Here is a 21759-nt window from a genome sequence, read left to right on the forward strand (position 1 = left end):
CCGTTCTGGCGCCTGGCGTCTTGGGCCTACTTGAAGACCGACCAGGCCACCGTGACCGAAAACGCGCCCAGCACGATCGAGGCCGCACGCTGCATCCGGGCCGGGTCGATTTCCTTGAGCCGCTCGCCGCCCAGCATGGCGCCGAACAGCACCCAGCCCAGGCCGATGGGGACCAGCAGCATGGAGAACACGGCCATGCAGATGGCATAGCCGCTCAAGCTGGTGAACGCCGCCGCGGGAAAGATCGTGCTGGCGAACAGGATGCCCTTGGGATTGAGCAAGGTGGCTGTGAACAGGGTGCGCAGGCCGATGACCTGTTGCGCGGCCGATGGCACGGCACGCGCCGCGTGCCACATGCGCCAGGCCAGCCAGGCGATGTACACGCTGCTGGCGATGCGCACTGCCGTCGGTAGCCACGGCACGATCTGTGCGGCCTGGCCCAGAAAGCGTCCCCAGACCGTGATCGACACCAGATAGCCGGCCAATTCGGCACCTGTCAGCCGGGCCGAACGGGCAAAGCCTTGACGCAGGCCGGCCGCGGCCAACAGGGTATTGGTGGGGCCGGGCATGGCCAGCACCAAAGCGATGCCGGCCACGAAAAGGCTGAGTGCCGAGACTGAAAACATGGGGCGATAAGGGAAGGGGCAACGGGCCGTCTTGTAGCACGCGCGCCAAGGCGGCGGCAACTGCGGGACTGGCGCGAGAAGGCGGTCGCAAGAGGGCAGCCGAGACAGGACCGTCGCAAGAGGACAGCCCCGGCCGCTCGTGCCAAAATCGGGTCTTCGTCTCCAGGACCAGGAAAATGCCATGCCGATCGGGTCGTGCCGCGCCTTGGGCGCATGCGTGATGGCGCTGTCGCTGCTTGCCGCCTGCGGCAAGAAAGTGGAGTATCCGGCCGAGGTGCAGCGCGCCACCTATGGGTCCTGCGTGCAGGCCTTCAAGGCCAAGGCGCCCGCGGACCTGGGCAATGTCGATGCGAAGGCCAAGGGCTATTGCCAATGCGTGCTGGACGGCCTGCAGGACAAGGTGCCGCTGCAGGATTTCCAGCGCTACGAACAGCTGCTGATCAGCGCCGGCCCCGCCGCCGAGCGCGAGCGGCTGGAAAAGGCGGTGGTAGCGGTGGCCGACGTCTGCCTGAAGCGGCTGCCGACGTTCTGACGCGCTCGCGTCGCAGACTGGCTAGCGCGCCAGTTTCATGGAAACGTCGGTATGGGTGCCACGGTCGAGGTCGGCGCCCAGCGGCATGCTGCATTCGGGCAGCGTGAGCAGTTCGCGGCCGATTTCACCGGCTTCGATGCGACGCGCAATGTCGTCCAGCAGCAGGGTGCGCGTGGCGAAGCCCTGGCCCTGCAGGTTCCGGGCATTCAAGCGGTACGCCAGATTGGGCTCGCTGCCCTTCATGATGCCCAGGTCGAGAATCTGCCCATGTTCATTGCGGATCAGCAGATGGTCGGGGCGCGCGTAGATGCGGTAGATGCGCCAGGGCGATGAGATCGCAGCGTGGCTGGGCCGGGCATCCGCGTGCGATGCGTTGCGTGGCGTTCCACCCGGCGGCGGGCTTGAGGCGCTGGGCAGCAGTTTGACGCAGGCGTTGGCGAAGCGCGCGACGGAACGCCTGAAGGCGCTCATGTGAGCGCTGCCGGTAGCGCGCGGACGGGGCGAGGGAAGTCGTAAAGAGGGAAGTCGTAATAAGAGGGCGTCGAAAACTGCGAATCGTGCGAGTGCTGCTGCGGCTGCTTGTTCATGGCCGTGCTCCTGTGCATGGCGATGCGGCGAGGGACGCGCGTTCAAGCACCATTCTTTGCAGGATACGCGCTTTGCCGCGGGGCCGTATGAAAAAGCCCCGGGTGTAACGCATAAAGACGATTTAACGCATGAATAACGTGATTTCTTCGGGATATAAGGCCGCTTTTGCGCGAAAAGCAGGCAATAGATGCGACCAGATTCAATAAGGGTGGTAATTGGAAACGCCGATTGACATTAGTTGCCCCTGCACCCATAGTGGACTTGAAGCTTTTCGAGCATCGTGATTTTCGTCCGGTCTTGCTCCCCCACTGCGGGGCGCTTCATTGTTCGCAGTCCTTTCCTTGACAGGCTCAATTCGCGGGCGCTGCCCGCTATTTAAAGGAATGGATTATGGAAACCGGAATCGTCAAATGGTTCAACGACGCCAAAGGCTTTGGCTTCATCATGCCCGAGAACGGCGGCAAGGATTTGTTTGCCCACTTCTCGGAAATCGTGAGCGACGGCCACAAGGTGCTGCTTGAAAACCAGCGCGTCAGCTACGTTACGGCCCAGGGCGCCAAAGGCCCCCACGCCACGCAAATCCGCACCTTGTGAATGAAGGCCCCTTGGGGCCTTTTGATCAATGACGGGAGGCTTATGCTTCACAACAACATGGTTTACAAGGGTTACCGCCTGACTGCCGCAGTGTCGCGCATTTCGGTAGGCGGTTCGAGCCGGCCTGCTTTCACTGCCACCGTGGCCGTGGAACTCGCGGGTGATCAGGATCGTCTTGGCGAACCCTATGTCGTGCCGCTGTTCGCATCGGGCGGCTTCGTGTCCAGCCCGGGCATGGCGGTGGACGCCGCAATCAATCATGGCCGCACCGTGGTCGACGCGCATGCCAGACCGGTATGAACGCTAGCGCCGGCGCTGCGCCACCCAGGCGCATGCGCATTGCGGCAACCCAAACAACATGGCCGCCCAGGGCAACCGGGCGGCCTTCTTGTTTTTCAGGCCGGGTGCGGCCCCTGGCCTACAGACCGAACGCCTGCCTTTCCTCGCTGCTCAGCTTGGCCAGCTGGGCGGGGGTCAACGCGCCGTCCCCGACCACTTGCACCATGTTGTTGGGGCGGTAGGACGACACCTCTTGCGCAGCGCCTGCCGGCGCCTGCGGCGTGCTGCCGGCAACCGGTTCCGCGCCGTAGCCCAGGATCTGCACGTTGATGATGGACGGCTGATTCTGGCGCGCCTGGTTCTGGCTGCGCTGGGCCGAATCCTGCGCCGCGTTGACGGCAGTGGTCGCGGCGCTGCTGGCCGAGGTGAGCGCGCCCGTGTTCACGGCAGCGGTGACGGGGATGCCGGTGCTTTCGCCCTTGGCCTTGATGTTGGCGGCGTTCAGTACCGTCTGCGCGGCGATGTTGACGTTGCCCGACACGCGAATGCCAGCCTCGCCTGCATCGATGGTGCCCAGCGGCGCATACAGGTCGACGTCGCCGGCCGGCACTTCGGCCAGCGGCGCCAGCGTGGCGATGCCGGCGCCGGTGGCGGGGGCCGCGGGAGACAGGCTGATGTTGCCCACGCCGTCGTAGCGCCGGAAGGGCGGGGTGTAGACCACGGTGGTCTTCGAGCCGCGGCCGGCGTTGATGTCGCCTTGCGCCGACCAGGCCAGGATGCTGCCTCCGAAGGTCGTCATGACGCGGCTCTGGCCCAGCAGGATGCTGTCGCGGGCGTAGAAATCGATACCGCCGCGACCCTGCGTGACCACGCCAGCCGTGGATGGCGGCGCCGCACCCTCGATGCCATAGACCTGCGCGCCGCCGGGCGTGAGCACCTGGATGTCGCCGCCGTTGCGGGTCTGCACGCCCGCGCCGCCGTACATGGTGATGCTGCCGTCGTAGCTGTCCTGGTGCGGGAACAACGCCGCAATGGCCTGGCGGCCGCGCAGGTAGCTGCCCAGGCGCGGGCTGGCCTTGTCGTTGTATTCACGGCCTCCCGCACGCAGTTCGGCGAAATAGACCAGGCGCGCGAAGATGCGTTGCTGTTCGGGGGCCAGCGCGTCGAAGAAGGCGCGTGCATCGGCCGTGCTGCCGGCAAAGCCGTAGGTCTGCGTCAGCCACAGCAGCAGTTCGTTTTCGTAGGTCTTGAAGGGCACGCCCTGGTCCGTCAGCGGACGGGCCGGATCGGCTACGTGGTCAGTGTCCAGATAGCGGCGCAGGAAGCCGGCGTAGTCGGCGCCCTGGGCGCTCAGGCCCGCTTGCAGGGCGATGCTGGCGCCGGGACGCAGGTCGCCCGGGACGACGGGGCCCAGGCTGGTGGCGGCGGCCTTGTCTGCCATCAGGATGTTGCGGCCGGCGCTGATTTCCAGCGTGCCGGGGCCGGCGACGGTGAAATTGCTTTCGATGATGTCGCGGCCGGCGCGTACCAGCGAGATGTCGCGCGGATCGCCGTGGACGAACAGGTTGTTGTTGTAGGTGAAGGTGAGGGGGTACATCGTCCAGTCCATGGATCCTACCGGGCTGCCGCTGCCGACGATATCGCGTCCGGCGAGCATGCGTACCGGGCCGCCGCCGGAATACCACTGCTTGCCAGTGAGGGTGTTGGGGCTGCCGAAGCGGATGAGGCGGCCGCTGGTGACGCCGACCAGGTCGCCGTCCATCGCATAGAAGCGCGACGGTTCGGTCTGACCGGTGGTGGCCGCGGAGCCCGGTCCAAAGGCGAACAGGACAAGGTCGCCGTAGGCGCCGTCCCGCGACAGCGTGGTGGGCCCCCAGAGAATGGCGCTGCTGTTCGGGTCAGGCACCTTGCCTACGAACGCAGGTTTGAAGATGGAGGCCACGGAGTCCGGCGAGGCGCTGCTGCGTCCGACCGGCGCGTCGCCACCGTAGATGGATTGACCTGCCAGCAGATCCAGGCGCGCCGCGTGGCCCGGCGCCAGTGTGAAAGCCGTCTTGTAGTAGATGCTGCCGTTGGCCGCGACGGCCGACAGTTGCGACGGGTAGGTGATGACGGTGTCGTAGCCGGGCGTGCGTGGTGCAACCGGCGCCACGTTGCCGCCCGCCGAGAACACGTCCACCGCGCTGTTGGCGGTCCAGAGCGAGAACCAGGATTGCGAGCCATGGATGCCCGGCGTGCCGTCGGCCTGAAGGTAGGGCATGGACACGGGCACGAGGACGCGGCCAGGGTCGTCCGCGGCGCCGATGGCCAGGTCGCGCAGGCTGTCGATGCGGAATGCGCTGTCTCCCACATTCAGGACCGGGGCGCCGGACGGCGTGGCGTCGGCGGCCTGGAAGCGGTCCAGGCCGCGCACGTCGCGCGCGGCCAGAACGTTGTAGAGCGGATCCAGGCGGCCCAGCGACGCGGCGCGCAGCAAGGTCTGGCCACGCAGGTTGGTGACCGCGCCTGGGGACTCGAACATGATGGGCAGCGCAGGATTCAGTTGGCCGCCGACGCGCAGGTCGATGTCGCCGCCGCCGGTCAGCGCCAGGCTGCCGTCGGCCAGCACGCGGCCCGTGCTGCCCACTGCCAGCACCAGTGACTGGCTGCGGCCATTGATCTGGCGTTCGGTGAATGCCAGGGCGTGCGACAGTTGCAGGCCGGCGTTGCCGCCGACATCCACGCTGAGGTTGCCGCCGCCCAGGGTGCCGAAGCCGGTGAAGCCGATCAGTTCATCGCCTTGCTGGCCATCGTTGAGGGAAGCGTAGGTACCGAAGCTGATCCACCAGGCAGTGGGTCGCTTCTGCCCGATGGGTGCATCGCCGGAGCCCTGGCGCCAGAGCCAGTTGCCCACGTCGGCGCTGTTGTAGGCGACGGAGGTGTCTACCGGCCGCCCGTAGGAGCCCTGGGGGCGGGCGATGGTGTCGCCGATCAGGTTGGCGCCGGCGCGGATGGTGAGATTGCCACCGCCGTCGGGATACCAGGCGCGGTAGACGCTTTGGGGGCCACCGTCGACGAAGGCGTCGAAGGCCTGGTTGGCGTCAGCCAGCACGCGGCCGCCGGGGCCGGCATGGCGCGGCTGGTTGTAGGGGTCGTTGGCGCGTGTCGCCTGGGTGGACGTGCCCGCGGTGTAGACGCCGTACAGCGATTGCATGCGCACATCGCCGCCGGCCACCAGGTCCAGGTCGCCGGTGCCGGTGCGCAGCACGCTGAAGCGGGCGGTGGCGGGCTTGCCGATATAGTTCCGGGGATCGTTGGGGATGCAGTATTCGGGGCTGTACCGGCAGAATTCCGATGCCGTATCGATGCCGGCAATTTCCTTGATGAACTGGTCGTCGATGACGGTGTCGAACAGCTCCGGCATGCCCAGGTCATCGGCGGCCTGCTGGCTCCATTTGTAGTTGCCGGGCGCGTCGATGCCATACATGCCGTAGTGGCTGTCGGCCAGCACCAGGTTGCCGCGGGCGGTGCCGTACTGGGTGGTGCGCGTGTCGGCGCCGCTCAGGTCGGCGCCGCCGGCCAGGCGCATGGACCACGATTGCGTGCCTTCGGGCAGCATGGGCGCGACGGCCCAGGCCTGGCCCTGTACGCCGTTGACGGCGGGACGCAGGTCCACGTAGTCCACCCCGGCCGGCAGTTGCACTTTGGTGCCGGACGGGATCAGGCCGCCGCGCGGCAGCGTGATGGCGCTGGCCAGTTTCACGGCATTGGCCTGGAAAGTGGCATCCGGCAGGTTGGGCAGGGCAATGCCCGCGGGCCAGGTGACGGGGCCCAGGAAGGTGTTGACCATGACCCGCCAGCCGGCCGACAGCTGCATGTTCTCGGGCAGGGTCAGCGCCTGGGGCAGTACGGTGCCCGCGGCGTACGCCACGCTGCCGTTCGGATTCAGGATGGCGGAAGACAGGACCGTGCCCGCCGCCAGCGTCAGCGGCCGGGCCAGCTGCGCGGTCACGGGCAGCACGGTGCCAGGGAGGTAGGTGGCGCCTTGCAACGGCACGGCGTAGTTCAACACCACGCCGCCGGGGAATTGGGTGCCGGCTGCCAGCGTCACGCCGGCATGCGGCGTGACCAGGTCGCCGCCCAGGAAGTCGAAGCCCGGCAGCAGGCGCCAGCCGTCGGCATCCTGCTTGACGTCGGGGGGCGGCGCGAAGCCGTCGTTGATGCTGCCATGGATCTGCAGGTCGCCACCAGCGCGGATGACCAGGTTGCCGACCTCGCCCGAGCCATAGATGGCCGGGTTGAGCGGCGTGTGCGGGTTGAGGCTGGCGTAGCGCATGCCCGACAGGTCCAGGTCGCCTTGCACCACCAGATCGCCATCGGGCGTTGCGCTGCGGATTTCCACGCCGGGACGCAGGTGCAGCGCATCGGCGTAGGGGCGCAGTCCGGCCAGCTTGTTGTCCAACAGATTGCGATTGGCCAGCGCATTGTCGATGAAGTCGCGGCTGTCGCTGTTCAGCTGGTTCAGGTAGGCCTGGTCGATGACCTGGTAGGGTTTGCCGCCCGCATTGTTCTCGGTGCCGGCGGGCGCATCGGTGTAGACCCACACGCCGTTCACGGCGATGCTGCGCGCGCCGCGAATGTCCAGCGGACCCCGCGCATCGATGTCGATGTCGCCGCCCGTGATGCCGCCCAGGCGCGGCGCATTCAGTTCCAGCGTGCCGCGCGGCAGGCCATCGTTGCGGGCAGAATCGGTGCCGGCGCGCAGGTCGATGCGGGCGCCGCTGTCCAGTTGCAGCTTGCCTTTGCCGGCATTGAGTTCGACGATGGCGCGGTTGGGCGAGTCGATGATCTTGCCGTAGCTGTCCACGCGCAGATCGGTGCCGTGCGCGTCCAGCAGGGCGTTGCCGGCCAGGCGCAGGCCGTCGCGTGCCGACAGCCGGATGCTGCCCACGCCCGCGCCGCTGGCGTCGATGCGTCCGGCGACCGTGAGGCTGCCCGCATCGACGGAAATATTGACCTCGCGGGCGCGGACCCCGTCGCCGATGACCAGGTTGCCGCGCTTGAGCTGCAAGCTGCGCGACCCGTAGACCTGGCCGTCGTTCAGGCGCTGGTTCAACGCCGCAAAATCCACTTGCTGGGCGCGGATGTCGGCGCCGCCGTAGGCATAGGGCACCCGCGTGCCACCCGCTTCATAATCGCCCGAGGCGGACCCCAGGATGCTGCCCTGCAGATCCACGCGGCCGGCATTGGGATCCAGTGCGATGGCCGTCAGGCGGCCGGCGCGGTTGTAGCGGGCCGACAGGTCGATGCGGCTGCCGGCGGCCTGGACGATGTCGCCGTGGCGGCTTTCCAGCGTGACGTCACCGCCCCAGCTGTACTTGACCACGTCGTCAAACAGCACGGGACGGCCCGCCAGGTCCAGGTCGGCGCCCGGGTTCAGGGTCAGGGCATTGTCGGCGCGCACGGTGAGCTTGCCGGTGGGCAGCGCAATGCGGCCGTTGAGGGTGACTGCACCTGCGTCCAGCGTCAGGTCGGCGCCCAGGCCACGCGGCACAGGTGCGCTGGTCGTGCCGGCCAGCGGGTTCAGCGTGATCGCGTTGCCGGCCTGGATGCGGTTGACCGAGCCGGCCTCGCCGGTCAGCAGCGGCGTTTCCAGGGTGAGCGAGCCGCCGCTGTACTGCCAGCCGGTGGCCGTGTCGTAGGCGCCGCGCGTTTGGTAGACCTTCAGGCTGCCCTGGTGGTTGGCGGTGATGCGGTCGGTGGCGCGCAAGGTGACGTCAGCGAAGCCCAATGTCAGGCGTGCGTTGTCCAGCGTGCCGAGCGGTTGCGTGTAGGGGCCGTAGCCCAGCTCGATACGTTCGGCCTCGATCCGCAGGCGGCCGCTGCCGGTGCCGGCGCCGTTGGGAATGACCGCCGCCGGGGCGATGACGGAGCCGTTCCAGATCAGGTTGCCCGCGCGGATCGTGGCCACATCGCCCGCCTGGCCGTAGCCATAGATGGCCGGGGTGGTCAGCGCCAGCGTCTGCAGGCGCGACTTGCCCGTCACGGGGTCGGTGGTATCGAGCGTGACGCCATCGAAGAAGTTGAACGAGTCGGCCACCGCCAGCGTCAACATCTCCAGCGCGGGGGCGCCGTAACGGGTGTCGCCGGCCATCAGGCGGTTCAGCAGCGACTGGTTCAGGGTCAGGCCGCTGGTCATGCCGCCGCGGGCGGCGGCTGCCGCCAGCGCCTGTTCGCTGCCCGCATTGACGGCGCCCACCGCCAGGGTCAGGTAGCGCGCACCGTAGCTAGCCGAGCTGTCCAGCTCGAACGCCTTGTTGGTGGCGGCGGCCAGGGTGCCTTCGGTGTAGAGCTGCGCTTCGCCCGTGCAGCCGGGCGTGCTGCAGACGCCGATGCGGATGGGGCCGGAGCCGGCCGGGAGCAGGTCTTCGGCCGGGGGCAGCACGTTGAGCCAGCCGTTGGACACGGCCAGCATGCTGCTGGTGCTGGGGGCGTAGGAATAGCCGTTGGTGGAATCGAAGAGCGTGCGGCCACGGCCGATGGTGTTGATGCCGGCGCCACGCTCGATGAGGATGCCAGCCTCCGGGGCGCTGGTGATCAGCATCACTTCCTCGGCCCGCAGCATGGCGCCGCTGCGCAGCGTCAGACCGCCGAAGTGGCTGCCGCCATAGCCCATGTGGACCAGGTTGCTGTTGTTGGCGTAGTCCACGCTTGGGACGGCACCGAGGACCATGCGGGGGGCGGCAAGGGCGTTCAACTGTCCGGCATCCAGCGAGATGCCGACGAATCCGGGGGTGCGGCCGGCGCCAGGGGCGGTCACTTCGGCCCAGTCGCGCGTGCTGTTCTTGGAGATCACGGCGAAGGTGCCGCCATAGCCGCCGGCGCCGGCCGAGAAGTCGGCTTTGCCGGCAAAGTAGAACTCTTGCCCGGGAGTGGCGCTGGCCAGGCCGATCTTCAGTGTCAGGGCGTCGGCGGGCAGGATGGCGCGGGGAATGCCGCGGCGGGTGGCTTCGGCGGCCACGAAGGTGGCGTAGTCCATTTCGTTGTACTGCGAGTACTGCCGCAGCACCTGGCCGGAGGTGACCAGAAATTGCTTGGCGATGGCGTCGGCGGTGCCGGCGGCGCTGTTGCCCAGGCGGCCCGCGATCGACCAGGAGCCATTGCGCAGGGCTTGTGCGCCCGCGCTGGCCTGGCCCTGGGCCGCCCCGTTGATTTCCACCCGGAAGGCGCCGGGCATCAGTGCGTAGGTGGCGGGCATCAGCGTGTACGTGCCGGCGGGCAGGCCGGGTACGCCTGCACCGATGGTCACCTGCTGGCCGATCTGCGGCTGGCTCTGGCCGGCATCCGGCGCAGTGGGCGCGACCCGGGGCTGTGCGCCCGGCACCAACGCATAGACAGGATTGGTGGCCAGGCCCGGCAGCGTGAAGCCGCCGCCTTGGCCATTGAACTGCACCAGCGGACTGAAGCGGGCATCGGTAGAACCGCCGCGGCCGGAGACGAAGCCGGCCCCCAGCAACTGGCCGCCGCCGGACACGTCCACCAGCGCCCCTTCCTGGATGCGCACGTTTTCGCTGCCCAGGGCGATGCCGCGGGTGAGCTGCCCGTCCAGCGTACCGGCGCCCTGGCCGGTCAGCAGGACGTCTTGCCCGATGTATTTGTAGCTGACGCCATCCACCGTGCCGCCATAGGGCATGACCAGGCCGCGGCTGCTGACGGAGGTGACGCTGCCGGGCAGCAGGGTCACGCGTGACGTCACGCCGGCACGGTCGTCGGCCTTGCCGATTTCCAACAGGCCCATGGGCACGCGCAGCACGCCGCCCTGTTCGATGATGTCGGCCGCCATCATCAGCGAGCCGAAGGCGCTGTAGGGCATGTCCGGCACGTCCTGGGTACTGCGTCCGACGATGAGGCGGCTGCCTTCTTCGTAGCCGGACTGGCCGTTGCGCTTGCCGCCGATGCCCGCGATGACGCGGACGATGGCGCCGGTTTCCGGGTAGATCTGCGCGGCAGTCAGCGTCAGGCTGCCCGGTGTGCTCAGCTGCGTGGTGTAGACCAGGTTGGTTCTGTCCAGCGTGCCCAGGCCGCCCAGGATGCGGATATCGCCCTGGCTGTACAGCTCGGCCATGGGAAAGCCCGTGCCGGTATAGCTGACCACCTGGCCCGACGGCGACCGGTTGGTCGTCAGCGCATCCAGTTTCACGTTGTCGCGGATATCGATCAGGCCGGCGTTGACCCGCAGCACCGATTCACTGGTCCGCAGCGCAGGCGGCAGCGAGCCAGAGGGGCGTTCGTAGCCTTCCTTGGCATTGGTGTCGGTGGCGCCGCCCAGCAGCACGTAAGGCGCGGCCAGCAACACGTTGGCCGTGGGCCGCGCATCGGCAGTCATGCCCAGGGACCCTGACATCAACCGCAGGCTGTTGTTCAGGCGCAGGGTGACATCTTCGGAAAAGCCTAGCTGACCGTTCACCAGCAGGTTGAGCGTGTCGAAGCCGCCTTGTTCCACCTGCGATGCGCCCAGCGCCGCGCGGCCATAGACCAGATGATCCGCTGCTGCGGCGGCGTCGCCGTAGCCGGCCAGCGCATCGGCGGCGGCGTCTTGCGACAGGACGAAGTTGCGTGCGCCCTTGACGCGGTTCTGGATGGGGCTGCTCTTGTAGGCGGGGCCGTCCAGGCCCAGGGTGAGCGAACCGCCCGCCACGCCGGCGCCGCCGGCGCGCGCCACCATGCGGCCATCCAGGTACAGGCCGTTGCCCGAGCTGATTGCGATGGCGCCGCCCGCGCTGGCCACCTCGGTGGGCACGCCATTGACGAGCAGGGTGGCGGCGCTGCCCGATGCATCGAGCTCGCTGCCGGGGCGCAGCACGACAAAGGCATTGGGCGCAATGACGTTGCCCTTGGCCAGGTCCACCGCGCTGCCCAGCGTGATGACGCCGCCGTCCAGCACTTTGCCGTAGGTCTGGCCGTCGCGGTTGACGGCGGTCGCGGCGCGCGCCGCCACATCCAATCTGGCGTGTTCGCCGACCCAGATGGAACGGCCGGAGCCTTGCGCCGTCAGGTCTTCCATCTGCGTGTCGCCGACCATCGACACCGTGATGCGCCCGCTCCAGGCGTTGAACACGCCGTTCAGCGTGATCTGGCCGATGCCGGCCAGGGCGATGCGCTGTCCGGGGTCGACCTCGACGCGCGCGCCATCGGCCACCACCAGCGACGAGCCGGCCACATCGTTCGGCGAGCTCAGCAGGGTGCCGGTCTGCAGCAGCACACTGGCGCCGCGGCGTTGCGTCAGCACGCTCTTGAGCGGGTCTTCCTGATACAACGCGGGCGTCCACACCTGCAAGGCCTGGGCCTTGTCCTGCGCCGCGCGGGCGCCGGAGGCATAGCGCTGCACCGGCATCCGTACCAGCAGTTGCGCGCCCGACGCGACCTCCAGGCCATGGGTGCCGATCACGTCGTATTGCGAGAAGCCTTGCGCGAAGGCGTTGTCAGCCAGCACCGAGACGCCGGTCGGCGCCGGATCGCTCAACGCGTCGGCGCGCACGATGCGCACCTGGTAGGCCTGCAGCGTCAGTTTGCCGCCGCCGTCCACGCCGTAGCCCGATAGCGCGGCGTGTTGCGACAGCGCGCCCGTGGCGCCGCCCGAGCCCGCTTCCAGCAGAATGTCGCCACCGCGGCCGTTGCGCGTCTTGCCCGTGGCCAGCATGGCCGCGCCGCCGCTGGCATCGACCGCGCTGCCTGGCGCCAGCGACACGTCGCCGGTGCTGCGCACCGCGACCGAGCCGCCGTTGCGGTAGGCGATGCCGGGCGAGGCCGCGGGGTTCAGGCTGAGATTGCTCCACAGGCCACCAACATCCAGCACCGCGCCCTGGGCGAGCGTGACGCCGGTGGGTTTGCCTGCCGCGGCTTTGACGGGGGTATCCTCGACCCGGCCGTTGTCGCTGAGCTGTCGCAGCATGTTGCCGGCCTGGATCCGCCCGGCGGCGGCCGAGATGCTGGCGTTGATGTCGACCTGCGGGGCATAGAGCACCAGGCCCGCGCCCGGCGCCAGCGCCACGGCTTGTTCCACCGCAACGCGCGCTTTGCCTGCCAGGCGCACGTATCCCAGGCCGATGGCGTTCAGCCAGGCCGTGTCCAGCCGGATTTCGTCGACGCCGGCCGCCCCGGTACCCACCACCACCTGCTGGGCCAGGCCGGTCAGGCCCCAGTTCAGCAGGCCGGAGGCGGCATCGTACAGGGCGGTGTAGCTGCCCACGACCAGTTGCGCGCGGCGCGCCAGGGCGCTTTGCGACTGGTAATAGCCTTCCAGGTCCCATTGCGGCGCGTCGATCTGGCGCGCGCCCTGGTAGACCTCGCCCGTGACGTCGCCGGCAAGCTGGGCCTTGGTGGTGGCCACGACCAGGCTGCCCGCGTCGCGGCCCACGGTGTAGCCGTTTTCAAAGCGCTCGCGCGGCGCGATGAGCGGGTTGTAGAAGACGCGCGTGGCCTTTTCGCCCCAGCGTGCATGTTCCTGTTCAAAGCCTTTGTACAGGCCGGTGTAGAGCAGATCGCCGGGGGCGCGCGACACCTCGTAAAGGCGGCCGTCCGACCCGCGCAGCCAGCTTTGGCGGATGATGCCGTCCTGCACGTCCAGCGTGCCGCCGGACAGGTTGATGTTCGAGCCGGTGCGCGTCACCAGTTCGCCGCCGGTGAAGGTGGCGGTGCCGCCCTGCGCCAGCCATTCGGCGGCGGTGTGGCCGCTGGTGGCCAGGTAGCCGCCCACTTCAAGCAGGCCGCCGCTGGTGTACCAGCGGTCGCCGGCATAGCCATTGGTGCCGCTGGCCACCTTGACCAGCGCGCGCCTGTCGACCCAGACGTCGTTGCTGTTGAGCAGCTTGCTGTCGCGGTTGACCGGCGCATCGCGCTGCTCGTTGCCCTGCACGTTGATCTGCAGGTTGTTCGATTCCATCGACACGTGCACGCCGATGGCGCCGGCCACGTCGACCTGCGCGCCGCTGTCGAGCAGCGTCTGCTTCCTGGCCGACACGGCGATCTGGCCACCGGTGGCCACCGTGGTCGATCCGCTCTCGAAGGTGGCCAGATTGCCCGTCACCACTTCGATGCGCGACAGGTCGCGGCGGTCGGCGATCGTGCTCAGGTTGTCGAAAACGCCACCCGTCTTGTTGTCGGGCCTGCCGTCCAGCGTCTTGATCGCGGCGGCGCGCTGGCTGTCCAGGCCGGTGACGGCAGAGGCTTCCAGCAGCACTGCGGTGACACTGTCCGCGCCCAGCGTGACGCTGCCGGTGGCATCACCCGCGCGGTTCAACAGGTGAATGGCGCCGCGCGTGCCGATGTCGGTGGTGGCCACCAGCACGCCGTCCTGGCGCACCTGGCGGCCAGTCAGGGTGATGTCGCCGGTGGGGGCGCTGACGAGACCCGTGTTGGTGACCCGCCCGGCGGTGCTGCCGGGCTTGAACGTGGCGCTGACTTCGTTGCCGGTGGTGGTGGACTTGAGATTGCCGTCTGTGCCGTAGCCCTTGCGGATATAGAAGTCGTCGCCCGCAGCCAGCGTCACCTGCCCGCCCGGAGTGGTGATCGCGCCGCCGTTGCGCACTTCGCTGCCCAGCAGCAGCACGTAGCCGCCGCCGCGCGTGGCAGTGTTGGAGACCGCGGTGTCGATCTGCGCGCCGGCCAGCACCTGCACCTGGCCGATCGCATCCTTGAAGGCGGGCAGGGTGCCGTCGGTGTCGGTATAGATGCCCTGGTCGCGGAATTGCGTGTCGGTGATGGTGGCGGCCGCCGCTACCAGGTTGCGCACGTTGACCTGGCTGGTGCCGGTGAAAATGACGCCGTTCTGGTTCACCACCAGCACGCTGCCGTCCGCCTTGATCGCACCCTGGATCTCGCTGGGCTTGGCAGAGGCGCCTACGACGCGGTTCAACACCGCGTCGCTGGCGTTCTGCTTGAACTGCACGGTGGTGTTGCGCCCGACGTTGAAGGTGTCCCAGTTCAGGATGGCGCGCGATTGCGTCTGTTCGATGGTGACGACCTGGCGGCCGCCTTCGGTGCTGGCGCGGGCGGCCTTGGCGCCTTCCCATTTGGCCAGGGCGCCGCGGGCTTCCCACAGGCCGCCCTCGACCAGGCCGTCAGGCACGTTTGCGCCATTGGCGGCGGCCGCGGCGCGAGCCGCGGCTTGGGCGGCCTGCTGCGCCGCCACGGCGGCCGCGGTGCGATTCAGATTGTCCAGCGACTTCTGCAATTGCTGGCGCGCTTCGGCCTGCTGACGGGCGCTGGTGCCGATACCGGCGAGGCTGCCGTCGGGCATGCGGCCGGTGCGCTGCGCGGTTGATTGCACCGCGTTCTTGTCGGCGAACCAGCCGGGGCTGAAGGCACGCGTCTGCGCCTGGGACGCGCCGTTCCAGCCACCCGCCAGCGCCAGGATCGCCATGGCCTGGGACAGCGGCCGCAGGCGCCAGCCGGCGCGGCGGCGTGCGCTGCGGCGGGGAGCAACGGCAGGGGCGGTCGAACGGACGGTCGAGGCAGAGCGGGCGGCAGGCTGGGCGGACGTAGACGAGGACATGGCGTGATTCAGGAATGTCGATGAAGGGCGCCAGTGACATCGCCACCGTGCCCGCTTACTCATCTAGTCGAATGACGCCTGCGCAGTCGGCATAGGAAACCGCGTGAATTTTTTATGACAAACGCGTCATGGCGGTTTCCGGGGCGGCGGCCGCGGTCAGCTCAAGAACACCACGTCGCCCACGCGGCGCACGTTGGCGCCGTACAGCTGCTGGATCTGGGTGATGGCCTGGTCCAGGTCCTTGACCTCGTAGCGCGCGCTCAGGCGGTGGCGGGCCAGCGCGTCGTTCATCAGTACCACGCGCCCGGGGCGGTAGCGGTTGATCTCGTCGATCGCCTGGTTCAGCGGCAGGTCGTGGAAGCTGACGATGCCCGCACGCCAGTCCGAGGCGTCCTGGGCGATGGCCATCGGGGGCTGCATGACGTCCGCCGTGTAGTGCAGCTGCTGGCCGGCGCGCAGTACCAGGTTGGCATCCCGGTGCTGCACGTCGACCTGGCCGGCATTGCAGCGCAACTGCACCTCGCCCTGGGCCAGGCGCCGCACTTCGATGTCGCCGCTGGCCAGGGTCATGCGGGCGGCGCCGGCCAGCACCGCGCATGGCTGGCTGCGCGCCGCGTGGATGGCGGCTTCGCCCGATACCAATTCGATTTCCGGCAGGCCGCCGCGGGTAGAGACGTTGACGCTGGTCTGGGTGTTGAGCGCCAGGGTGACCTGCTGGCCGTTCAGCGCGAAGCTGCGCTGTTCGCCCGTGGCGGTGCGGTAGTCGGAATTGAATTCGGACCACGATGGCCACAGCCCCAAGGGCGGCCGCAGCACGCTGGCCACCGCCAGGCTGGCGAAGGCGCTGGCGCCGCCGGCCAGCAGCCAGCGCCGACGCGGGTCGGGGGCTTGGGGGCGGCGCGCCGTGGGGTGCGTCGCCGCATAGGCTTGCGTCACCCGGCCCAGCTCGCGCCAGGCGCGGGCGGCTTCGGCCCAGGCGCGTTCGTGCGCCGGGCTTTGCGCACGCCAGGCCTTGAACGCCGCGCCGTCCTCGGTGGTGGGCGCGCCGGTGGCCAAGGCGCGCGCCCAGGCATGGGCCTCGCGCTCAAGGGCGGAGTCGGGCAGGGGGCCGGGGGACGATGTCGGGCTCATGGGTATCGCTGGCTGCGGGCGGCGTTATCCGCCGCTTTCATACTTAGACGATCCGGCGTGGAGCAAACGGAACCGGATTCGCGGAAAAAATACACTTTCTTTCATTTTTCATTGCCCCCGCGCCATCGCCCGGACGCAATGCTCGTGCGCCGTCTGCAATTCACGGCCCACCAGCCGCACCGAGATGCCCCAGCGCTTGGCCAGATCGGGCCGCGACAGGCCCTCGACCCGCGCGGCGATCAGGATGTCGCGCTGGCGCGGCGTCAGGGCGTCCAGCGCCTTGAACATATGGTCCATGTCCGAGCGCGACTCGGCGATGCCGTCCGGTCCGGGGGCGTCGTCCTGCACGTCGAAGAACTCGCTGACTTCGCTTTCGCTCAGCAGCCGCACATCCTGGCGGATGCGATCGATGGCGACGTGCACGGCCGTATTGACCAGATAGGTCTGCGGATGGCGCACATCGTCCAGGTCGTCGCGTGCCGACAGGCGCAGGTAGGCATCATGCAGCGCATCGCCGGCCAGGTCCGAAGCGCCGCCCAGGCGGCGCGCGACCTGGCGCCGCAGAGCCTCGTAGCGCTCGGCCACCAGGCGGCGCAGATTGGCCAGGCCGGCGCCGCTCATCGCCGGCAGCCGCCATAGCGGCGCGCCGCCTCGGGGGTGATCAGCAGGGTGGCCGGCAGGCCGAAGCCGGCGGGCGGCGCGCCGATCGGCAGGCCTTCCAGGGCCTCCTGCAATCGCGGCCCCATGTCGGGCCGGCCGGTGGCGTAGGCCTGGGCGCCGCGTATGGCGTGGGCGGGGTCCAGCGGCACGCGCAGCGCTACGCGATATTCGCCGACATGCAGCTCGGGCCGGGCGCACAGGGCGGCCAGCACCCGGGCCTGCAGCCGGCCGTAATACTGCTGGCGAGCGGCCTGCGAGGCTTGCGGCGCGGGGGCCGGCGGGGTGCGCACGCGCGGCATCAGCATCAGCGCCCGGGGCGCGGTGTAGCGCGCCTGCAGGTCGGTTTCGGCCAATAGCCGGGCCAGCGCGTCGCGCGCGGTGTAGCGGCCGGCGAGGGCAGGGGCGGTCTGGTCCGCGGTTTGCGCGCTGTCGTAGAGCACCGAGTCGCCCGTGAGTTGGCTGTATTGCTGCAAGGCGTTGTGCAGGGGCTGGCGCGGCCAGTCGAAGGGGTATTCACGCGCGCCCTCGGCCGCCGCGGCCGACGCGGCCAGGGCGGCGCCGGCGGCCATCACGGTCATCATCGCCTGCAGGCGTTTCAAGCCGGTGCGCACATCGGCGGCTGGCAACGCAGGTTGTCGGGGATGGCGAAGGAAGGCATACGCGCGGGAAGTCGGACGCTGACCGCCGCGAGGCGGTGGAGAAGCCGACATGGTAGGGCCCGAATGTGACCCTTTGGTTGCATGGCAATGACACGGGGCGGCTGGTGTAAAGTCGCGTGTACACCATTTCCTAAAGGACACGAAGGTGCCTGAATCGAACCAAACCGCGGTTCTGCTGTTTTCGTACGGAACCCTGCAGGACAAGGCCGTGCAGCGCGCCAACTTCGGCCGCGAGCTCACCGGCAAGCCCGACGCCATGACCGGCTACGTGCAGCGCTGGGTCGAAATCACCGACCCCGACGTCATCAAGACCAGCGGCCTGGCCCAGCACCCCATCGTCTACGCCAGCTACGACCCGAAAGACGAAGTGGCCGGCATGGTGTTCGAGATCACCCAGCAGGAACTCGAAGCCGCCGACCGCTACGAAGTGTCCGACTACAAGCGCGTGTCGGTGCTGCTGAAATCCGGCGTGCACGCCTGGGTGTACATCAAGGCCTGAATCCGGGCGCGCTGCGCCGGGGCGGTTTCCGGCGGTTCGGCGCCTGTACACTCGGACATCTCGACTTCGGGGGCCTGACATGGCCGGCAGCAGCTTCTTTGCCCTGTTCGACGACATCGCCACAATCCTGGACGACGTGTCCGTCATGACCAAGGTGGCGGCCAAGAAAACCGCCGGCGTGCTGGGGGACGACCTGGCGCTGAACGCGCAGCAGGTTTCCGGTGTGCCGGTCAACCGCGAACTGCCTGTGGTGTGGGCGGTGGCCAAGGGCTCGTTCATCAACAAGCTGATCCTGGTGCCATCGGCCCTGGTCATCAGCGCCTTCGCGCCCTGGGCGGTGACGCCGCTGCTGATGGTGGGCGGCGCCTTCCTGTGCTTCGAGGGCGTGGAAAAACTGGCCCATAAATTTCTGCCGCACGGCGATACCGCCGACGGCAATCATGCTGCGCGGGCCGAAGCCCTGCAGGACGCCTCGGTGGACATGGTGGCGTTCGAGCGCGACAAGATCAAGGGCGCGGTGCGCACCGACTTCATCCTGTCGGCCGAAATCATCGCCATCACGTTGGGGGCTGTGGCCGGCGCCGACATGGTGCGCCAGACCATCGTGCTGGCCGGCATCGCCCTGGTCATGACGGTCGGGGTCTATGGCCTGGTGGCGGGCATCGTCAAGCTCGACGACCTGGGGCTGTATCTCAGCACCAAGCGCTCGCAGGCGGTCGCCTGGCTGGGCAAGCGCATCGTGGCGGCCGCGCCCTACCTGATGAAGACGCTCTCCGTGGTGGGCACCGCCGCCATGTTCATGGTTGGCGGCGGCATCCTCACCCACGGCATCGCCCCGCTGGGCGCAGCCATCGAGCACGTCGCGGCAGCCACCGGCAGCGGCCTGGTGCCGCTGCTGGTGTCGACTTTGCTCAGCGCCCTGTTCGGCATCGTCGCCGGGGCCGTGGTGCTGGGCGGCGTCAGTCTGGCCAAGCGCCTGTTGCGGAAATAGGGCGCCTGGCCGGGGCGGGCATCAGAAGCGGTACTTCATCGTCAGCATGGCGTTGCGCGGATCGCCGTAATAGCCGCCCATGCCGGTCGAGTAGTACTTCTTGTCCAGCAGGTTGTTGACGTTCAGCGTGGCCGACAGCTGGCGGTTGAAATCATAGCGGGCCATCAGCCCGACCAGCGCATAGGCGTCCTGGCGGAAGGTCTCGCCGTTGGGGCCGTAGTCCGGCTGCACCATCTTGCTTTGCCAGGTGACGCCGCCGCCCACCGTCAGCGGATGCCACGCGCCGCGCAGGCGGTAGGTGGTCCACAGCTTGAACAGGCTGTTGGGCTGGTTGGTGTCGATGCTGCGGCCGTCCGAGTCCTTCAATTGCCGGTAGCTGTAGCCGGCGATCATCTGCCAGCCCGGTTGCAGTTCGCCCGAGATTTCCATCTCGATGCCGCGCGCGGTGGCGCCCTGCACCGTGCGGTAGGCGTACGAACCGCCGCCGCCGCCCGTGACCCAGATGTTGTCCGGGTCCTTCTCGGCCAGGTTGTCCTGCTTGAGTTCGAAGACCGCGGCGCTGGCGTTCAGGGCGCCGCCGAAGAATTCGCCCTTGACGCCCAGCTCATAGTTGTCGCCCTCGACCGGCGGCAGGAAACTGTTGTTGCGGTCGCGATAGGCCTGCGGCTTGAAGATGCTGGTGTAGCTGGCATAGACCGACCAGTTGGCGTCCAGGTCGTACACCACGCCGGCGAACGGCGTGATCTTGCCTTTCTCGCGCAGCCGGTCGCTGACCTGGGTGCCGTCGAAGTAGTTGCTGTCGACGTCGCGCTTCCAATCGGTGTAGCGGCCGCCCAGGATCACCGAGAAGCGTTCGGTGGGGCGCAGGCGCGCGGTGGCGTACAGCCCCAGTTCTTCTTCGCGGGTCTTGCTGTGGCCGGTTTCGGTGCCTTCGAAGACGGGCTTGGGCGAGTGGCCGTTCCAGTTGAAGATGTTTGGAATCGACGCGTCGTAGCCCGGCAGGCGCCAATTCGGATAGGTGGCGCCGCCTTGCTCGTAGCGCGAGGCGCTGACGCCGAACACCAGGTCGTGCTTGCGGCCCAGCAACGTGAACGGGCCGGTGGCGTACAGGTCCACCGACGTCTGCTTGGGCTTGCCGTGCCAGTTGGCCAGCCACAGCCCGCCGCCCGCGCCGGTGTCGCGATTGGGATAGCCGTTCTGGGCGTAGCCCTGCAGCGCGTCGTAGTCGTTTTCGCTGCGGTTGATGACGGCCTTGGCGATCCAGTCGTTGGCGAAGGTGTGTTCCAGGCTGGCAAACAGCGAGGTCTGCTTGCGGTCGTAGTAGCTCCAGTCCGACGCGCCGTTCATGCGGCGCGAGAAACTCGTCTGCGAGCCATCGCTGAAGAACAGCGGAAAGCCGCGGCTGGCCTGGTCCATGCGATCGTCCTGGTAGACCAGGCCGGCGGTCAGCAGGGTCGAATCCGTCAGGTCGGCTTCGATCACACCGTAGAAGACGTCTTTTTTCTGCTTGGCGCGGCTGACGAACGAGCCGTAGTCCTGGTGCGCCGCGACGATGCGCCCGCGGATGCGGCCGTTGTCGACCAGCGACCCCGACAGGTCGGCTTCGGCCCGGTAGCGGTCCCACGAACCGGCGCTGGCGGCCACGGAACCCGAGAACTCGCGGGTGGGGCGCTTGCGCACCAGGTTCACCGCGGCGGCCGGGCTGCCGGTGCCGCTGACCAGGCCGGTCGCGCCGCGCACCACTTCCACGCGGTCGTAGATGGCGGTGTCGAACGTGATGCCTTCCAGCTGGCTCGACGTCGGGATGCCATCGAACATATAGGTGTCCACGGCAAAACCGCGCGAGTACACCTGGGTGTATTCCTGGGTCGACGTGCTTCTGTCGATCGACACGCCGGTGGTCTGGTTCAGCACATCCTGGATGGTGTTCAGGGCCTGGTCGTCCATCTGCTGGCGGGTGATGACGCTGACCGACTGCGGCGTCTCGCGCAGCGACAGGTTGAGTTTGGTGGCGCTGGTGGACCCCGTGTAGGACGCGGTGTCTTCCGTCTTGCCGTCGCGCAGGCCGTCGGCGCTGACCTGCACTTCGGGCAGCACCGAGGCATCGGGGGCGGTGGTGGCACGCAACACGTAGCCGGCCGCGCCGGCCGGTTGGCCTTCCAGGCCGCTGCCGGCCAGCAGCCGGGCCAGGCCGTCGCGCGGGGCAAACTCGCCCGACAGGCCGCGCGTGGTCCGGCCGGCGACCAGCGCCGGGTCGATGGCGATGTTGATGCCGGATTCGCTGGCGTAGCGCGTCAATGCCGGGCCCAGGGCGCCCGCCGGAATGTCGTAGCTGCGGACGGCCTGCGCCGCGGGGGCGTCGGCGGCCTGGGCCGTGCCGGCCGCCCCGGCCAGCGCCAGGGCCAGCAGCGTATGGCGGAATGCGCGCGCCAGGGGCGGGCGGCAAGAAAGGGCAAGGGCCGGGTGTTGCGGGGCGGGCCGGCGGCCGGGACGGCGCTGCGTCATGAGGTTCTCCGAAAAGGGCGTGTTTTGGTGTTGCTGGGGTTGTTGACACGCGAACGGAGAAAAGCGGACATGCTGACGTCGATTAATGTGTAACTGCGGGGGAGGGGGCGGATGGCGGCGTGGGCATACCGGCGTGGGCGTACCCGCGACGGCATTGCGCCTG

12 protein-coding genes are annotated in these 21759 nt (G+C 68.5%); 5 read left to right on the top strand and 7 right to left on the bottom strand.

Going from position 1 to position 21759, the window contains the following annotated elements; all coding sequences use genetic code 11:
• Nucleotides 1-26: 26 nt before the first annotated feature.
• A complete protein-coding gene (locus HV798_RS00775; protein ID WP_175190945.1) occupies nucleotides 27-626 on the bottom strand; it encodes a LysE family translocator in 600 nt (199 codons plus the stop codon).
• 181 nt (nucleotides 627-807) lie between these two features.
• On the opposite strand from HV798_RS00775, the gene HV798_RS00780 reads away from it, so the two are divergent.
• A complete protein-coding gene (locus HV798_RS00780) occupies nucleotides 808-1158 on the top strand; it encodes a hypothetical protein (protein WP_246288537.1) in 351 nt (116 codons plus the stop codon).
• A 21-nt stretch (nucleotides 1159-1179) separates the two neighbouring features.
• On the opposite strand, the gene HV798_RS00785 is transcribed toward HV798_RS00780, so the two are convergent.
• A complete protein-coding gene (locus HV798_RS00785; protein ID WP_025137011.1) occupies nucleotides 1180-1629 on the bottom strand; it encodes a hypothetical protein in 450 nt (149 codons plus the stop codon).
• A gap of 507 nt (nucleotides 1630-2136) precedes the next feature.
• Between HV798_RS00785 and HV798_RS00790 the strand changes: the two genes are divergently transcribed.
• Both HV798_RS00790 and HV798_RS00795 read left to right on the top strand, forming a co-directional pair.
• Nucleotides 2137-2340 carry a cold-shock protein gene (locus HV798_RS00790; protein ID WP_025137012.1) on the top strand — a complete coding sequence of 68 codons (204 nt, stop codon included), beginning with the start codon at nucleotides 2137-2139 and terminating at the stop codon, nucleotides 2338-2340.
• 42 nt (nucleotides 2341-2382) lie between these two features.
• Nucleotides 2383-2640, top strand: coding sequence for a hypothetical protein (locus HV798_RS00795; protein ID WP_175190946.1), 258 nt, complete (start codon nucleotides 2383-2385; stop codon nucleotides 2638-2640).
• Nucleotides 2641-2758: 118 nt separating this feature from the next.
• Here HV798_RS00795 and HV798_RS00800 read toward each other — a convergent pair whose 3' ends face one another.
• The 4 genes from HV798_RS00800 to HV798_RS00815 form a co-directional block, all read right to left on the bottom strand.
• Nucleotides 2759-15151 (bottom strand): filamentous haemagglutinin family protein, encoded by a 12393-nt coding sequence (locus HV798_RS00800; protein WP_175190947.1) that lies wholly within the window; start codon nucleotides 15149-15151, stop codon nucleotides 2759-2761.
• 156 nt (nucleotides 15152-15307) lie between these two features.
• Complete coding sequence (locus HV798_RS00805; protein WP_175190948.1) at nucleotides 15308-16282, bottom strand: FecR family protein; 975 nt, start codon at nucleotides 16280-16282, stop codon at nucleotides 15308-15310.
• Between the two features lie 108 nt (nucleotides 16283-16390).
• Nucleotides 16391-16903, bottom strand: a complete 513-nt coding sequence (locus tag HV798_RS00810) for an RNA polymerase sigma factor (RefSeq protein ID WP_175190949.1) — start codon at nucleotides 16901-16903, stop codon at nucleotides 16391-16393.
• Nucleotides 16900-17568 carry an STN domain-containing protein gene (locus HV798_RS00815; protein ID WP_175190950.1) on the bottom strand — a complete coding sequence of 223 codons (669 nt, stop codon included), beginning with the start codon at nucleotides 17566-17568 and terminating at the stop codon, nucleotides 16900-16902. Before HV798_RS00815 ends, HV798_RS00810 begins: the two co-directional genes overlap by 4 nt.
• A 178-nt stretch (nucleotides 17569-17746) precedes the next feature.
• Between HV798_RS00815 and HV798_RS00820 the strand changes: the two genes are divergently transcribed.
• Complete coding sequence (locus HV798_RS00820) at nucleotides 17747-18100, top strand: gamma-glutamylcyclotransferase family protein (RefSeq protein ID WP_025137018.1); 354 nt, start codon at nucleotides 17747-17749, stop codon at nucleotides 18098-18100.
• A 79-nt stretch (nucleotides 18101-18179) separates the two neighbouring features.
• Nucleotides 18180-19091: a DUF808 domain-containing protein gene (locus HV798_RS00825; RefSeq protein ID WP_025137019.1), complete on the top strand. Its 912-nt coding sequence runs from the start codon at nucleotides 18180-18182 to the stop codon at nucleotides 19089-19091.
• Between the two features lie 21 nt (nucleotides 19092-19112).
• Here the strand turns inward: HV798_RS00825 and HV798_RS00830 are convergent, their stop codons facing one another.
• Complete coding sequence (locus HV798_RS00830) at nucleotides 19113-21596, bottom strand: TonB-dependent siderophore receptor (protein WP_175190951.1); 2484 nt, start codon at nucleotides 21594-21596, stop codon at nucleotides 19113-19115.
• Nucleotides 21597-21759 lie beyond the last annotated feature (163 nt).

This window comes from Achromobacter deleyi (genome assembly GCF_902859705.1).
Taxonomy (GTDB): domain Bacteria; phylum Pseudomonadota; class Gammaproteobacteria; order Burkholderiales; family Burkholderiaceae_B; genus Achromobacter; species Achromobacter deleyi.

Coding starts and splice junctions, on each gene's coding strand:
- HV798_RS00775 (WP_175190945.1), bottom strand. CDS start 626: ATGTTTTCAGTCTCGGCACTCAGCCTTTTCGTGGCCGGCATCGCTTTG.
- HV798_RS00780 (WP_246288537.1), top strand. CDS start 808: ATGCCGATCGGGTCGTGCCGCGCCTTGGGCGCATGCGTGATGGCGCTG.
- HV798_RS00785 (WP_025137011.1), bottom strand. CDS start 1,629: ATGAGCGCCTTCAGGCGTTCCGTCGCGCGCTTCGCCAACGCCTGCGTC.
- HV798_RS00790 (WP_025137012.1), top strand. CDS start 2,137: ATGGAAACCGGAATCGTCAAATGGTTCAACGACGCCAAAGGCTTTGGC.
- HV798_RS00795 (WP_175190946.1), top strand. CDS start 2,383: ATGCTTCACAACAACATGGTTTACAAGGGTTACCGCCTGACTGCCGCA.
- HV798_RS00800 (WP_175190947.1), bottom strand. CDS start 15,151: ATGTCCTCGTCTACGTCCGCCCAGCCTGCCGCCCGCTCTGCCTCGACC.
- HV798_RS00805 (WP_175190948.1), bottom strand. CDS start 16,282: ATGAGCCCGACATCGTCCCCCGGCCCCCTGCCCGACTCCGCCCTTGAG.
- HV798_RS00810 (WP_175190949.1), bottom strand. CDS start 16,903: ATGAGCGGCGCCGGCCTGGCCAATCTGCGCCGCCTGGTGGCCGAGCGC.
- HV798_RS00825 (WP_025137019.1), top strand. CDS start 18,180: ATGGCCGGCAGCAGCTTCTTTGCCCTGTTCGACGACATCGCCACAATC.
- HV798_RS00830 (WP_175190951.1), bottom strand. CDS start 21,596: ATGACGCAGCGCCGTCCCGGCCGCCGGCCCGCCCCGCAACACCCGGCC.